The following is a 14,887-nucleotide window of genomic DNA, read 5'->3' as shown; positions in this document are numbered from 1 at the left end:
CGGGAGCGCGTAATCGGCTGACTGAAGTGCTCAATGCTTGGCAGCCGCGTGTCCTCGAAGCGGATCGCATACCGGTCGAACCACTCAGTCCGATGATCTGCCGGGCGGTGATCTGCCGGGCGGCGGAACGACACCAACGCCTTCGCAAGCACTGGTTGAGCCCATCGACGGCGCATGGCAGGCTCACGGCTCATGATCGATGAATTCGCGAAAGAGCATCTGCACAACGACCTGCGTGAGATCCGCGAGACGATGCTGTGGAAGCTCGACGGGTTAGCCGAATACGACACCCGTCGCCCCCTGACCATGACCGGAACGAACCTGCTCGGACTGGTCAAGCACCTGTCGTTCTGGGAGTCCAGATACTTCGGCGAGGTCTTCGGTCGGCCGTTCCCCGAGCCTCTGCCCCGGTGGGACGACGCCGCCGGGCGCGGCGCCGACAGTTGGGCGACCGAGCACGAGACGCGCGAGGAGATCGTCGACCGCTACCGTCGCGTCTGGAAGCACTCCGACGCGACGATCGACGCCCTCGCCATCGACTCGCCCGGCCATGTGCCCTGGTGGCCGCGGGCTGACGTGAAGCTGTTCAACATCCTGGTCCACGTGCTCACCGAGACCGGCCGGCATGCCGGGCACGCCGACATCCTGCGCGAACAGCTCGACGGCTCCACAGGTACGGCAGCCACGTACGGAAACACGCAGGGCGACGCCGCGTTCTGGGCGGCCCGGCGCGCGACGATCGAACGGGCCGCCCGGCAGGCGAACGAATCCTGAGATGCGGTTGGCGGCGTACGCCGTCTGCGTCGAGGACGGGCACGTGCTGCTCGCCCACGCCGTGAGACCGGACGGGGAAAAGACCTGGACCCTCCCGGGAGGCAGGGTCGAGCACGCGGAAGATCCTGTCGACGCGGTGGTCCGGGAGGTCGCCGAGGAGACCGGCCTCGACGCCGTCGTCGAACGCCTGCTGGGCGTGGACTCAAGGGTGGTACCCGCCGCCGAGCGCCGCTCGCCGGGCAAGCCCGCGCTCCAGAACGTCGGCATCTTCTACCAGGTCCGCACCGTCGGCGGCCGACTCCGGCCCGAGCCGAACGGCGAGACCGCCGAGTCGGTCCGGGCTCCGATCCCCGCCGTCGCTCGCCTCGGCCGGTCGTCGCTGCTCGATATCGGCCTCGCCCTGGCAGAGACCGTTCCGGCGACCGGCCACGTCGCTCCCGTACCGGTCGGCGGCCTGCTCCGGCACTGAGCCATCGCCCGTCGGCCTTGTGTTCGTACCCCTGTTTCCGGAAGAGACTCTTGCGGTGGGAAACGGCCCACGGATAGTAGTGCAACCAGCAGCACGCCATCTTCCGCGAGTCCGGAGGAACGTCACCATGCGTCATCTCCCATCCCGCATCATCCGCCGGAGAGCGGTCGGGGCGCTCGCCGCCGCCCTGCTCTGCGCCGGTGGCCTCGTCGGCCCCGCCACCGCCTCCGCGCGTGACACGGCCGAGCGGCCCGCCACCGATCGCGCCACCGATCCCGTCGGCGATCCCGTCGGCGAACCTGCCGTGCGGCTTCCCGACGGCCTGGCGGACACTCCGCCCATGGGCTTCAACAACTGGAACTCCACGCACTGCAGAGCCGAGTTCGACGAAGCGATGATCAAGGGGATCGCGGACATCTTCGTCGAGAAGGGGCTGAAGGACGCCGGTTATCAGTACGTCAATCTCGACGACTGCTGGGCGCTTCCGGAGCGCGACGCCAACGGCAAGCTGGTGCCCGACCCCAAGCGCTTCCCGAACGGGATCAAGTCGGTTGCCGACTACGTCCACTCCAAGGGTCTCAAGCTCGGTATCTACACCAGCGCGGGCACGAAGACCTGCAACGTGGCCGGGTTCCCCGGCGCGCTCGGGCATGAGCGCAGCGACGCCCGGCAGTTCGCGGAGTGGGGCGTCGACTATCTCAAGTACGACAACTGCAACAACCAGGGCGTGGACGCCAAGAAGCGGTACATCGCGATGCGCGACGCGCTGAAGGCCGCCTCGGAGAGCACCGGCAGGCCCATCGTCTACAGCATCTGCGAGTGGGGTGAGAACAAGCCGTGGGAATGGGCCGCGGACGTCGGACATCTGTGGCGCACCACCGGTGACATCAGCGACAACTGGGCCTCCATGCTGTCGATCATGAAGCAGAACCTGCCGCTCGCGAAGTACGCGGGTCCCGGGCACTGGAACGACCCCGACATGCTTGAAGTCGGCAACGGCGGCATGACGGACACCGAGTACCGCACGCACTTCTCGATGTGGTCGGTCATGGCAGCGCCGCTGCTCATCGGATCCGACCTGCGCAAGGCCTCCCCGGAGACCTTCGAGATCCTCGGCAACAGGGAGGTCATCGCCGTCGACCAGGATCCGTTGGGCAAGCAGGGAGAGGTCATCTCCTCCCAGGACGGCCGCTGGGTCGTCGCCAAGGAGATGAAGGACGGCAGCCGTGCCGTCGCCCTCTTCAACGAGAGCGGCACCGCGCGGACCGTCTCCACCACGGCGAAGGCGGTCGGCCTGCCGGACGCCACCGCGTACACGCTGCGGGACCTGTGGCAGCACAGGAGCTACCACACCGCCGGCAAGATCTCGGCGACCGTCCCCGCGCACGGCACCGTACTGCTGCGCGTATCGGCCGACGGCAAGTGGGCCGAGCACCCGCCGGCCGTCGAACTGGGCCTCGACGGCGATGACCTCTTCGAGGCGGGGAAGAGCACGCCGCTCACCACGTCCGTCACCAACCTCGGGCGTGTACCGGCCCGCCACGTGAGCGCCTCGGTCGAAGCGCCCGGCGGCTGGCGGACCCGGGCGACCTCGCCGAGCACCGCCCGTTCGCTCGCACCCGGTAGGACCCTGCGCACGTCGTGGCAGGTCAGCGCGCCGCCGGGGGCCACCCCTGGGACGTACGACCTGAAGGTGGCGGCGAAGTACCGCTCCCCGTCCGGCACCCGCACCCAGAACGTCCTGCCGCTGACCGCGCGGGTGGTCGTCGCACCGCCCGCGGGCGCCTCGGCGCTCGGCGATCTGCCGTGGCTGTCGATGACCAACGGCTGGGGGCCCGTGGAGCGGAACACCAGCAACGGCGAGGGCGCCGCCGGTGACGGCAGGCCGATCACCATCGGCGGCAAGGTGTACGCCAAGGGGCTCGGCGCGCACGCCGCGAGCGACGTCGGCTTCTACGCCGGGCGTGCCTGCGAGAAGGTCACCGCGGACGTGGGAATCGACGACGAGACGCGTACCGACGGCACGGTCGCCTTCGAGATCTGGGCGGACGGCAAGAAGGCCGCGTCGACGGGCGTCCTCACCAACGCCATGCCCGCGCAGCCGCTCTCCGCGGACGTGAGCGGCGCCCAGGTCGTACGCCTGGTCGTCACCGACGGCGGCGACGGCATCTACGCCGACCACGGAGACTGGGCCGACGCGACGCTCAGCTGCTGACGCGCGCTCCGGTTCGGGGCACCGGCCGTACGCGTAGGCCGCGCGGCCACATCGTGCACAGACGGTACGCACAGGCCGCGCGGCCACATCGTGCACAGACGGTACGCACGGACCGCGCGGCCCACATCGCCCAGCCGAAGCCCCGGCCGACCGCGCCCGCGGTAGGCGGCCGAAGCCCCGGTCAGCCCGCCACACGGTGGGCGTTCGGAGTCCCTGGCCGCCCCGCCGCACGGTGGGCGGTCGAAGCCCCGGTCAGCCCGCCCCGCGGTAGGCGGCCGAAGCCCCGGTCAGCCCGCCCCGCGGTAGGCGGCCGAAGCCCCGGTCAGCCCGCCCCGCGGTAGGCGGCCGAAGCCCCGGTGAGCCCGCCCCGCGGTGGGCGGTCGAAGCCCCTGGCCGCCCCGCCGCACGGTGGGCGGTCGAAGCCGGGTCGGCTCGCCCCGCGGTAGGCGGTCGAAGCCCCGGTCAGCCCGCCACACGGTAGGCGGCCGAAGCCCCGGTCAGCCCGCCACGATGGCCAGCCCGAGGAAAGGCCGTCGAAACCCCGGCCGGCCCCTCCGGCGGCGACCCACCAAGCCCCCCGGGCCCAAGGGCGGGCACTGGAAGCCCCAGTCGGCCGCCGCACGGGTTGGCGGTGAAAACCCAGCCCGCCCCGCCGCATCGGCCACCCCCCGCCTCAGCCCCCCACCACGGACCCCACCCCCACCGCCGCGCCAGACGCCCCGCCGAGCGCCGTCGCCGCTGCTCCTATCAGGCCCGCGTCCGTGCCTGTCAGCGCGGGGGCCACCGTCAGCCGGTGGACGAAGGAGAGCGTGGCGTAGTCGCGCAGGGCCCGGCGCAAGGGGGTGAAGAGGATGTCGCCCGCCTTCGCCACTCCGCCGCCGATCACCGCGATGTCGATCTCGACGAGCGTGGCCGTGGCGGCGATGCCGGCGGCCAGCGCTTGGGCGGCACGTTCGAAGGAGGCCAGCGCGACGGGGTCCCCGGCGCGGGCCGCGCTCGCCACGGCGGCCGCCGAGGTGTCGCCGTCGGGGCCCGGGAGCCAGCCGCCCTCCACGGCACGGCGGGCGATGTTCGGGCCGCTGGCTATGCGCTCGACGCAGCCGCGCGCCCCGCACGGGCAGGGGTCGCCGTCGAGGTCCACGCTGATGTGCCCGATGTGGCCCGCGTTCCCGGTGGGGCCGGGGTGGAGCTTGCCGCCGAGGACGAGGCCGCCGCCGACGCCGGTCGAGACGACCATGCACAGCGCGTTGTCGTGGCCGCGGGCCGCGCCCTGCCAGTGCTCGGCGGCGGTCATCGCCACGCCGTCACCGACGAGGTGGACGGGCAGCCCGCCCGTCACCGCGCGGACCCGCTCCACCAGCGGATAGCCGCGCCAGCCGGGGACGTTGACGGGGCTGACCGTGCCCGCCGACGCGTCGACCGGGCCCGCGCTGCCGATGCCGACGGCGGTGGCCCCGCCCCACAGCTCGCCGGCGGTCAGCTCGCCCAGTACCGCCTCGACCGCCCGCATCACCGTGTCACCGTCCTCGCGCGCGGGCGTGGGCCGCTGGGCGCGCAGCAGGATGCGCCCGCGCCCGTCCACCAGAGCGCCGGCGATCTTGGTACCGCCGATGTCGAGTGCGGCGACGAGGTCCATGTGCATCTGTGTCTGGTCTCCTGGTGTAAGGGCAGGCCGGAGAGTGCGAAGGTCAGTCTCTCTCGCTTCTGACAACGTTGTCCAGGCCCTATGCTCGACGCCACATGCCCATACGCCCCGGGGCGGCCCCACGCCCCGGGAGAGTCCGTGGACGACGACGACAGGACAGGACTGCGCACCGTGGCCGAGACCGCCGCCCGACGACCCGACCACCGCTACGGCAACCGTCCGACCATGAAGGATGTCGCAGCCCGCGCCGGAGTCGGCCTGAAGACGGTGTCGCGCGTCGTGAACGGTGAGCCGGGGGTCACCCCCGACACCGAGCGCCGCGTCCAGGAGGCCATCGAGGCCCTTGGCTTCCGCCGCAACGACAGCGCCCGCGTGCTCCGCAAGGGCCGCACCGCCAGCATCGGCCTCGTCCTGGAGGATCTGGCGGACCCGTTCTACGGCCCGCTGAGCCGCGCCGTGGAGGAGGTGGCCCGCGCCCACGGGGCGCTGCTCATCAACGGGTCGAGCGCCGAGGACCCGGACCGCGAGCAGGAGTTGGTGCTGGCGCTGTGCGCGCGCCGGGTCGACGGGCTCGTCATCATCCCGGCCGGTGACGACCACCGCTATCTGGAACCGGAGATCGCCGCCGGGGTCGCGACCGTCTTCGTCGACCGCCCGGCCGGGAAGATCGACGCCGACGTGGTGCTCTCCGACAGCTTCGGCGGCGCGCGGGACGGCGTCGCGCATCTCATCGCGCACGGCCACCGCCGCATCGGCTTCATCGGTGACCAGCCGCGCATCCACACCGCCATAGAGCGGCTGCGCGGCTACCGTGCCGCGATGGAGGACGCGGACATCCCCGTCGACGAGGCGTGGGTGTCGCTGGGCGTCACCGGTCCGGAGCGGGTGCGGGCGGCGGCCGAGGCGATGCTCTCGGGTCCCGAGCCGGTCACGGCGGTCTTCGCGGGCAACAACCGCGTGACCGTCACGGTCGTCCGCGTCCTGGCCGCTCTCGACCGCCCCGTCGCCCTGGTGGGCTTCGACGACATCGAGCTGGCGGATCTCCTGAACCCCGGCGTGACCGTCGTCGCGCAGGACGCGGCGCGGCTGGGCAGGACGGCGGCGGAGCGGCTCTTCCGGCAGCTCGACGGCGCGTCCGGGGCTCCGGAGCGGGTCGAGCTGCCGACACGGCTCATCACGCGCGGGTCGGGGGAGCTGCCACCCGCGCACTGACGACCGCGGCCCTCAGCAGACGGGCAGGCCCGGCAGCGGCTTGTCGTTGTCGCCGCCCCGGATGTAGACATCACTGACGAAGACGTCGGTGTTGCCGCCTGCCCACGCGGCACATCACGCGCGGGTCAGCGGAACTGCCGCCCGCGCACTGACGACCGCGGCCCTCAGCAGACGGGCAGGCCCGGCAACGGCTTGTCGTTGTCGCCGCCCTTGATGTAGACGTCGCTGACGAAGACGTCGGTGTTGCCGCTGTCGTCGTCCGTCTTCGCCCACCAGACGTTGGTCCACTCGCCGTGCGTCTCACGGCGGCCCAGGTTCTGTTGGCAGTAGAAGTAGTTCGTGCCCGCGTTCAGGGTGCCCACCTCGGCGCCGGAGGCGGTGTACGACGCCGCGGTCCGCCACACCGAGCAGTTGTACTTGCCGCCGCCGGCGGGGTGGCAGACGGGGTCCTGCGCGGAGCCACCGTCGCCGCCCGGCTTGCTCGTGGAGCCGGTCGGCTTGGACGTGGGGTCGGGGCGGGAGGCGGGCTTGTCCCTGTCCTTGGCCTTGTCGTCGGCCTCGCCCTTGTCCCGGTCGGCCGTGTCGGCGCCGTCGTCCTTGCCGTCGTCGTTGGAGCGCTCGGCGTCCGGCTCGCGGGCCTTCTCGTCATCCTTCTTCGCCGGTTCGGGGCGTTCCGACTCACCGCCCAGGGAGCCTCGGCTGTCGTCGTCCTCGGTGGAACCGGGGCCTCCCGGCGTGGTGTCCTGCCGCGCCTGGCTGCCGCTGTCGTCCTTTGCGTTCAGGAAGGCCACGGTCGCTCCGGTCGCCGCGAGGACCACGGCCACGGCGACGGCGGCGAGCAACACCCTGCCCCGGCGCGGACGTTGCGTGGAGCGGGTCTCGCCGAGGGCGACGGGCGGCGTGGTGGTAAGCGGCGCCGAAAGCCTCATCGGGGAAGGCTGCGCGGCCGAAGGCGGCGGTCCGAAGCCCGGCGGTGGCGTGCTCGGGATGCTGCGCTCCGTGGCCTCGCGCGGCCCGGCCCCGCCACCCCCGAACGCGGCCGCGTCCCCGGGGCTCATGGCCGCCACCCCGGCGAGCAGCCGCCGTGCCGACTCCGCGTCGGGGCGCGCCTGGGGGTCCTTGTCCATGAGCTGCCGCAGTACGGGGGTCAGCGGGCCGGAGCGGAGCGGCTCGGGCAGCGGGTCGGCGACGATCGCGGTGAGCGTGGACCACGTCGACGTACGGCGGAAGGGCGAGGAGCCTTCGACCGCGGCGTACAGCGTGGCGCCGAGCGCCCAGACGTCCGAGGCGGGGCCCGGGTCGTGGCCCTGGGCGCGCTCGGGCGCCAAGTAGTCCAGGGAGCCGACCAGTTCGCCGCTGCGGGTGAGGTGTGTGGCCGAGCCGTCGCCGGGGTCGTCCATCGTGGCGATGCCGAAGTCGGTGAGGACGACGCGGCCGCCGGTCTCCAGGAGGATGTTGCCGGGCTTCACGTCGCGGTGCAGGACGCCCACGCGGTGCGCGGCGGCGAGTGCCTCCATGACCTTGGCGCCGATGGCCGCGGCCTCGCGCGGGTCGAGGGCGCCGCGCTCGCGCAGCACGTCGTCCAGGGAGGGGCCGTCGACGAGCTCCATGACGATGAGGGGCCGTCCGTCGACCTCCGCCACATCGTGCACGGCGACGACTCCGGGGTGGCGCACGCGGGCGGCCGCGCGGGCCTCGCGCTGCATCCGCAGACGCAGGTCGGCCAGTTCCGGACCGGCCGCGTCCGTGTACGTACGCAGTTCCTTCACCGCGACCTCGCGGTGCAGCACCTCGTCGAGCGCGCGCCATACGACGCCCATGCCGCCGCGGCCGAGCTGTGCCACCACGCGGTAGCGCCCGGCGAGGAGTCTGCCCGCCTCGCCCGTCTGTTCCTGATCCCCCGAAAACACCGCTGCCCCGTCCGTGTGACGCCACTTTCCGTGGCGTACAGACTACGGGGCAGCAGTGACAGTGGGGTGCCGGGTGCTACTTGCCCGAGGCCGTGAGGTCGCCGCGGCGCGGACCCGAGAAGCCCTGCAGACGGGCCAGGGTCAGACCGGTGAGCCGGGTGACCTCCCCCGCATCGAGGGCGCCGCAGTCCAGGCCGCGCAGCAGATAGCCGGCGAGGGCCTTGGCGGTGGCGGGCTCGTCGGCGACGCCGCCGCCCTCGCGGTGACCGGCGTACGCGGCCAGGCGCTTGGCGGCGGCCTCGAAGCCCTCGCGGTAGAAGGCGAAGACGGCGGCGTAGCGCGTGGGGATGTGGCCGGGGTGCATGTCCCAGCCCTGGTAGTAGGCGCGGGCCAGGGCGCGCCGGGTCAGGCCGTAGTGCAGCCGCCAGGCGTCGTGGACCTGCTCGGTGGTGCCGACGGGCAGGACGTTGGTGGAGCCGTCGGAGACGCGGACGCCCGTGCCGGCGGCGGCGACCTGCATGACGGCCTTGGCGTGGTCGGCGGCCGGGTGGTCGCTGGCCTGGTAGGCGGCGCTGACGCCGAGGCAGGCGCTGTAGTCGAAGGTGCCGTAGTGCAGGCCGGTGGCGCGGCCCTCGGCGGCCTGGATCATGCGGGCCACGGCGGCGGTTCCGTCGGTGGCGAGGATGGACTGGCTGGTCTCGATCTGGATCTCGAAGCCGATGCGGCCCCGCTCCAGGCCGCGCGCCTTCTCGAACTCCTCCAGGAGGCGCACCATCGCGGTGACCTGCTCGGGGTAGGTGACCTTGGGCAGCGTCAGGACGAGTCCGTCGGGGAGGCCGCCCGCCTCCATGAGGCCGGACAGGAAGACGTCGAGGGTGCGCATGCCGCGGTCGCGTACCGCCTCCTCCATGCACTTCATGCGGATGCCCATGTACGGGGCGGCGGTGCCGTTCCTGTACGCCTCGGCGATCAGTCGCGCCGCGCGGGCGGCGTCCTGGTCCTCGTCGGCGCCCTTGTAGCCGTCCTCGAAGTCGACGCGCAGGTCCTCGATCGGCTCGCGCTCCAGCTTGCTCCGTACGCGCGTGTAGACGGCCTCGGCCAGATCGTCGGCCAGGCCGAGGACCGCGGCGAAGGAGGCGGCGTCCGGGGCGTGCTCGTCGAGCATCGCCAGGGCCTTGCCGCCCCAGGTGCGGATGGTGTCGGCGGCGAACTGCTCACCGGGGACGTACACGGTGTGGACGGGCTGGCGCGTGCCGGGGTCTCCGGGGTAGCGGCGCTCCAGCTCCGCGTCCACGGGGGCGAGGGAAGCGCTGATGCCCTCGCTGACCGCGCCGGCGAGGCTCGTTGCCACCTTCTCTTGCTGACCCATTCCCGCATCCTCCACACAGTCGGTGCCGCGCCCGGCAATTCCGCTTCACGGAATCAACAATCCGTATAGCGAAGTTATCCGTGACCTTCACGCTGGTCAACACCCTCTCGCGTCCTGCATCCGTTGCCGACCCCGGCCGTTCACGCGTGTCCCGGGACCGGTGAGCGGCCTGTCGCCGGATACTGCCGCCACACCCGCGCGCCACGCTCAGGTTGCGCGAAACCGGATTCAAGGAGACCGTGTGCCGATCGTGCCGACCGACCCCCGCTTCACGCGCCGTGCCGGCCTGCGAACCGCGCTGGCCGCGACCGTGGCGCTCCCCCTGCTCGGCACGGCGCTGTCCGCCGGCCCCGCGCACGCCGCCGAGGCGCCGGACGCGCGTCTGAAGGTCATGTCGTACAACGTCCGCTTCGCGAGCAACAGACCGCCGCACACGTGGCCCGAACGCCGCCCGGCGACGAAGGAGATGCTCCTGCGCGCCAAGCCGCACATCATCGGCACCCAGGAGGGCCTCTACTACCAGCTGCAGGACATCGAGGGCGACCTCGGCGCGGACTACGACTGGGTCGGCACGGGGGTCGGGGGCGGCAGCCGCGACGAGTTCATGGCCGTCTTCTACGACAACCGCCGACTGTCCCCGCTCGAGTACGAACACTTCTGGCTCTCGGACACCCCGTACACCATCGCCTCCAACACCTGGGGCGCGAACTCCCCCCGCATGGCCACCTGGGTGCGCTTCCTCGACCTCGTCACGGGCAGCCAGCTGTATGTCCTCAACGCGCACTTCGACCACGTCAGCCAGAACGCACGCGCGCGTTCGGCGACCCTGATGGCCGAACGCATCGCCCAGCTCAAAGCGACCACGCCGCTCATCGTGACGGGCGACTTCAACGCGGTCGCCCACAAGAACCCCGTCTACACCACCATGCTGGCCGCCGGCCTCGTCGACACATGGGACACCGCGAAGGTGCGGGGCAAGGCGTACGGCACCTTCCACGGCTACCGGCCACCCATCCCGGGCGGCGGCCGGATCGACTGGGTCCTGACCAGGCCGACGGCGCAGGTCCACACGGCGTCGATGAACACGTTCTCGCTCGGCGGGCAGTACCCCAGCGACCATCTGCCGGTGCAGGCGACGCTGACGCTGTGACGCGCCGAGGCCCTCACCCCGCGCGCGGGGTGAGGGCCTCGTACAGGCGGCGGGGTCAGCCCTTGCGGGACTTGACCTCTTCGGTGAGGGCCGGGACGACCTCGAAGAGGTCGCCGACCACGCCGTAGTCGACCAGGTCGAAGATCGGGGCCTCGGCGTCCTTGTTGATGGCCACGATGGTCTTCGAGGTCTGCATGCCCGCGCGGTGCTGGATCGCGCCGGAGATGCCGGACGCGATGTACAGCTGCGGGGAGACCGACTTGCCGGTCTGGCCCACCTGGTTGGAGTGCGGGTACCAGCCGGCGTCGACCGCGGCGCGCGAGGCGCCGACGGCGGCACCGAGCGAGTCGGCGAGCGCCTCGATGACCGAGAAGTTCTCGGCGCCGTTGACGCCGCGGCCGCCGGAGACCACGATCGCGGCCTCGGTCAGCTCGGGGCGGCCCGTCGACTCGCGCGGGGTGCGCGAGACGACCTTGGTGCCGGTGGCCTTCTCGGAGAAGGAGACGGAGAGGGACTCGACGGCGCCCGCGGCCGGGGCGGCCTCCACGGCGACCGAGTTCGGCTTGACCGTGATGACCGGGGTGCCCTGGGTGATGCGGCACTTGGTGGTGTAGGACGCGGCGAACGCGGACTGCGTGGCCACCGGGCCCTCGTCGCCGGCCTCCAGGTCGACGGCGTCCGTGATGATGCCGGACTTGATGCGGACCGCGAGGCGGGCCGCGATCTCCTTGGCCTCGGCCGAGGAGGGCAGCAGCACGGCGGCCGGGGAGACGGCCTCGTACGCGGCCTGGAGCGCGTCCACCTTCGGTACGACGAGGTAGTCGGCGAACTCGGGGGCGTCGGCGGTGAGCACCTTGACCGCGCCGTGCTCGGCGAGCGTGGCGGCGGTGGCCTCGGCGCCGGAGCCGAGGGCGACGGCGACGGGCTCGCCGATGCGGCGGGCCAGGGTCAGCAGCTCGAGGGTGGGCTTGCGGACGGCGCCGTCCACGTGGTCGACATAGACGAGAACTTCAGCCATGGGACTTCAATCTCCTGCGATTACGAAGAAGTTGGGGCGGTTGAGGGGTCGGCTGAAGCTCAGATGAACTTCTGGCCCGCAAGGAACTCGGCCAGCTGCTTGCCGCCCTCGCCCTCGTCCTTGACGATCGTGCCGGCCGTGCGGGCCGGACGCTCGGCGGCGGAGTCGACCTTGGTCCAGGCACCCTCCAGGCCGACCTCTTCGGCGTCGATGTCCAGGTCGTCCAGGTCGAGCGACTCCACCGGCTTCTTCTTGGCGGCCATGATGCCCTTGAAGGACGGGTAGCGGGCCTCGCCCGACTGGTCCGTCACGGACACGACGGCCGGCAGGGAAGCCTCCAGCTGCTCGGAGGCGCTGTCGCCGTCGCGGCGGCCCTTGACGACACCGTCCTCGACGGAGACCTCGGAGAGCAGCGTGACCTGCGGGACGCCCAGACGCTCGGCGAGGATCGCCGGCAGGACACCCATGGTGCCGTCGGTCGAGGCCATACCGGCGATGACCAGGTCGTAGCCGGTCTTCTCGATGGCCTTGGCGAGCACCAGCGAGGTGCCCATGACGTCGGTGCCGTGCAGGTCGTCGTCCTCGACGTGGACGGCCTTGTCGGCGCCCATGGAGAGCGCCTTGCGCAGCGCGTCCTTGGCGTCCTCGGGGCCGACGGTCAGCACGGTGATCTCCGCGTCGTCCGCCTCGTCGGCGATCTGCAGCGCCTGCTCGACCGCGTACTCGTCGAGCTCCGACAGCAGGCCGTCGACGTCGTCGCGGTCGACGGTCAGGTCATCGGCGAAGTGCCGGTCGCCGGTGGCGTCGGGCACGTACTTCACACAGACAACGATCCTCAAGCTCACGCCGGCTCTCCTACTGCATCGTCTTTACTGGGCTGCTGCCTCGGCTATGGCTACTGCCTTCTTGCAGGCAGCATAGGCGCCTGAAGCGGCGGATCCCGGTCGGGGCGGCCCGCGCTCCGATCGAAATATTACTCATGAGTACACCCAGTTCATTCCCCCTGAGCAAGCGCTTTGAACTGTGACCTTCCCAACGCTCCGTAATCACGCGACGTGCCCGCTCACGGGAACTCTCAGTCGCGCAGCGCGTTGAAGCGCCCCTGGTGGTACAGGAGCGGGCGGCCCTCGCCCGCGGGGTCTCCGACGACGGCCTCCGCGAGCACGAGGCGGTGGTCGCCCGCGGGCACCCGCGCCACGGTCCGGCAGACCAGCCAGGCGAGCGCGCCGTCGAGCACGGGCACCCCCTCGGGCCCCCAGCGCCAGCCGGTGGGCTCCCCGAAGCGGTCGGCGCCGCTGCGCGCGAAGGTGGCGGCCAGCTCCTGCTGGTGCTCGCCGAGTATGTGCACGCCGACATGCGTGGCCTCGGAGACCGCGGGCCAGCTGGAGGCGCCGGTTCCGATGCCGAACGAGATGACCGGGGGCTCGGCGGAGACCGAGGTGAGCGAGGTGGCGGTGAAGCCGACGGGGCGGGAGCCGTGGGCCGCGGTGATCACGGCGACCCCCGCCGCGTGCTGCCGGAAGACCGAGCGCAGCAGATCGGGGGTGGCGGGCCGGTGGGTGGCGGGCCGGTGGGTGCCGAGAGCGGGCGAGGCCGTCATGGGGTTGTCCTTCTGCCGGAGGAGGTACGAGCGGAGACGTCGGTGCTCAGCAGTGCGGACAGCGCGCACTGGCATGGCGGGCGAGGTCCACATGGACGCGCTCGTACAGAAGGAGGTCCCGGGGCATGGAAGAAGGCTCGCGACAGGTGCCGCATACAGTCAAGTCCGTTCCGGGATGTGAAAGACATGTCACTGGCGTGCGCCCGATCGGGGAGCGGACGGTCACACGGCCTCCCCGAGGGCGGCGATCACGTCGGCCTTGCGGGGCTGCCCGGCGGCGCGTCGCACCACGCGGCCCCGCGCGTCCAGGACGAGCACGGTCGGCGTCTTCAGGACGCGCAGTTCTCGTACGAGATCGAGGTGGTCCTCGGCGTCGATCTCCACGTGGGTCACGCCCGGGACCATGGCGGCCACGTCCGCGAGGACTCTGCGGGTCGCGCGGCAGGGCTGGCAGAAGGCGCTGGAGAACTGTACGAGCGTCGCCCGCTCCCCCAGGCCCTCGCCGATGTCCGCCGCGCCGAGCCGCCGCTCGGTATCGCGTCCTGGCACTTGTTTCTCCCGCCCCTCGGCCTTGATCTCGTCGCTCCCCGGTTCAGCGTTCCCGTACCCGCGAAAGATTCCGGAGAAGATTTCCGACGTGATGAGAATCTCCCGGATTGAGGGCACCAAGACTGGTCACCCGTCCGTTCTTGGGGCACGATCTGCGCAACGCCGAAAAACCTACGGCTGCGTAACCTCCCGCCGGGCGCCCCCTCCCCAGGCAGAAACGAAGGGCCCACCCCACCCATGGCCGAGCTTGTCTACCGTCCCGTCATCGGTGCAGCGAAAACGCTGTTCAAGGCATGGGACCTGAAGATCGACTGCAAGGGGTCGGAGAACATCCCACGCTCCGGCGGCGCGGTCCTCGTCAGTAATCACATCAGCTATCTCGACTTCATCTTCGACGGCCTCGCCGCCCTGCCGCAGAAGCGGCTGGTGCGCTTCATGGCCAAGGAGTCGGTCTTCCGGCACAAGATCTCGGGGCCGCTGATGCGCGGGATGAAGCACATTCCCGTGGACCGCACACAGGGCGAGGCGGCCTATGCGCACGCGCTGGACTCGCTGCGCTCCGGGGAGATCATCGGCGTCTTCCCCGAGGCGACGATCTCGCAGTCCTTCACCCTCAAGACCTTCAAGTCGGGCGCCGCGCGGCTGGCCCAGGAGGCCGGGGTGCCGCTCATCCCGATGGCCCTGTGGGGCACGCAGCGGCTGTGGACCAAGGGCCACCCGCGCAACTTCAAGCGCAGCCACATCCCGATCACGATCCGCGTCGGCGAGCCGGTCGAGGCGCCCAAGGACCAGTACGCGGGCGCGATCACGCGGCGGCTGCGCGAGCGCTGCCAGGAGCTCCTGGAGGCCGCGCAGCGCGCCTACCCGGTGCGCCCCAAGGGTCCGGACGACACCTGGTGGATGCCGGCGCACCTCGGCGGGACGGCGCCGACCCCCGCCGAGGTGAAGGCCGCCGAGGCCGGCTGACCGGCCGCCG

At 71.8% G+C, this 14,887-nt stretch carries 13 protein-coding genes; 6 read left to right on the top strand and 7 right to left on the bottom strand.

Annotated elements, in window-relative coordinates:
• Positions 1-192 precede the first annotated feature (192 nt).
• From ACWDVB_RS12740 to ACWDVB_RS12730, 3 genes are all read left to right on the top strand, one after another.
• A complete protein-coding gene (locus tag ACWDVB_RS12740; protein WP_451513623.1) occupies positions 193-774 on the top strand; it encodes a DinB family protein in 582 nt (193 codons plus the stop codon).
• Position 775: 1 nt separating this feature from the next.
• On the top strand, positions 776-1,243 hold the full coding sequence (locus ACWDVB_RS12735) for an NUDIX hydrolase (RefSeq protein WP_451513624.1): 468 nt from the start codon (positions 776-778) through the stop codon (positions 1,241-1,243).
• Between the two features lie 127 nt (positions 1,244-1,370).
• Positions 1,371-3,458 carry an NPCBM/NEW2 domain-containing protein gene (locus tag ACWDVB_RS12730; RefSeq protein ID WP_451513625.1) on the top strand — a complete coding sequence of 696 codons (2,088 nt, stop codon included), beginning with the start codon at positions 1,371-1,373 and terminating at the stop codon, positions 3,456-3,458.
• Positions 3,459-4,131: 673 nt separating this feature from the next.
• Here ACWDVB_RS12730 and ACWDVB_RS12725 read toward each other — a convergent pair.
• Positions 4,132-5,100 carry an ROK family protein gene (locus tag ACWDVB_RS12725; RefSeq protein WP_451513626.1) on the bottom strand — a complete coding sequence of 323 codons (969 nt, stop codon included), beginning with the start codon at positions 5,098-5,100 and terminating at the stop codon, positions 4,132-4,134.
• 174 nt (positions 5,101-5,274) lie between these two features.
• Between ACWDVB_RS12725 and ACWDVB_RS12720 the strand changes: the two genes are divergently transcribed.
• Positions 5,275-6,315 carry a LacI family DNA-binding transcriptional regulator gene (locus ACWDVB_RS12720; RefSeq protein ID WP_451513824.1) on the top strand — a complete coding sequence of 347 codons (1,041 nt, stop codon included), beginning with the start codon at positions 5,275-5,277 and terminating at the stop codon, positions 6,313-6,315.
• A 164-nt stretch (positions 6,316-6,479) separates the two neighbouring features.
• Here ACWDVB_RS12720 and ACWDVB_RS12715 read toward each other — a convergent pair whose 3' ends face one another.
• Complete coding sequence (locus ACWDVB_RS12715; protein WP_451513627.1) at positions 6,480-8,225, bottom strand: protein kinase domain-containing protein; 1,746 nt, start codon at positions 8,223-8,225, stop codon at positions 6,480-6,482.
• Between the two features lie 76 nt (positions 8,226-8,301).
• The gene (locus ACWDVB_RS12710) at positions 8,302-9,594 is read right to left on the bottom strand and encodes a DUF6986 family protein (RefSeq protein WP_451513628.1); all 1,293 of its coding nucleotides are present in this window, start codon (positions 9,592-9,594) and stop codon (positions 8,302-8,304) included.
• A gap of 250 nt (positions 9,595-9,844) precedes the next feature.
• On the opposite strand from ACWDVB_RS12710, the gene ACWDVB_RS12705 reads away from it, so the two are divergent.
• Positions 9,845-10,744, top strand: coding sequence for an endonuclease/exonuclease/phosphatase family protein (locus tag ACWDVB_RS12705; protein WP_451513825.1), 900 nt, complete (start codon positions 9,845-9,847; stop codon positions 10,742-10,744).
• A gap of 55 nt (positions 10,745-10,799) precedes the next feature.
• On the opposite strand, the gene ACWDVB_RS12700 is transcribed toward ACWDVB_RS12705, so the two are convergent.
• The 4 genes from ACWDVB_RS12700 to ACWDVB_RS12685 all read right to left on the bottom strand — a co-directional run bounded on the left by ACWDVB_RS12700 (position 10,800) and on the right by ACWDVB_RS12685 (position 13,938).
• Positions 10,800-11,762, bottom strand: a complete 963-nt coding sequence (locus tag ACWDVB_RS12700; protein WP_451513629.1) for an electron transfer flavoprotein subunit alpha/FixB family protein — start codon at positions 11,760-11,762, stop codon at positions 10,800-10,802.
• A gap of 59 nt (positions 11,763-11,821) precedes the next feature.
• Positions 11,822-12,607 carry an electron transfer flavoprotein subunit beta/FixA family protein gene (locus tag ACWDVB_RS12695; protein ID WP_365360227.1) on the bottom strand — a complete coding sequence of 262 codons (786 nt, stop codon included), beginning with the start codon at positions 12,605-12,607 and terminating at the stop codon, positions 11,822-11,824.
• A 230-nt stretch (positions 12,608-12,837) separates the two neighbouring features.
• Positions 12,838-13,362, bottom strand: a complete 525-nt coding sequence (locus tag ACWDVB_RS12690) for a flavin reductase family protein (protein WP_451513630.1) — start codon at positions 13,360-13,362, stop codon at positions 12,838-12,840.
• A 222-nt stretch (positions 13,363-13,584) separates the two neighbouring features.
• The gene (locus ACWDVB_RS12685; protein ID WP_451513826.1) at positions 13,585-13,938 is read right to left on the bottom strand and encodes a TlpA family protein disulfide reductase; all 354 of its coding nucleotides are present in this window, start codon (positions 13,936-13,938) and stop codon (positions 13,585-13,587) included.
• A gap of 210 nt (positions 13,939-14,148) precedes the next feature.
• On the opposite strand from ACWDVB_RS12685, the gene ACWDVB_RS12680 reads away from it, so the two are divergent.
• Complete coding sequence (locus tag ACWDVB_RS12680) at positions 14,149-14,877, top strand: lysophospholipid acyltransferase family protein (protein WP_451513631.1); 729 nt, start codon at positions 14,149-14,151, stop codon at positions 14,875-14,877.
• The last annotated feature ends 10 nt before the right edge of the window (positions 14,878-14,887 follow it).

This window comes from Streptomyces sp. NPDC003379 (genome assembly GCF_053589195.1).
This window is presented reverse-complemented; position numbering and strand designations above follow the sequence as displayed.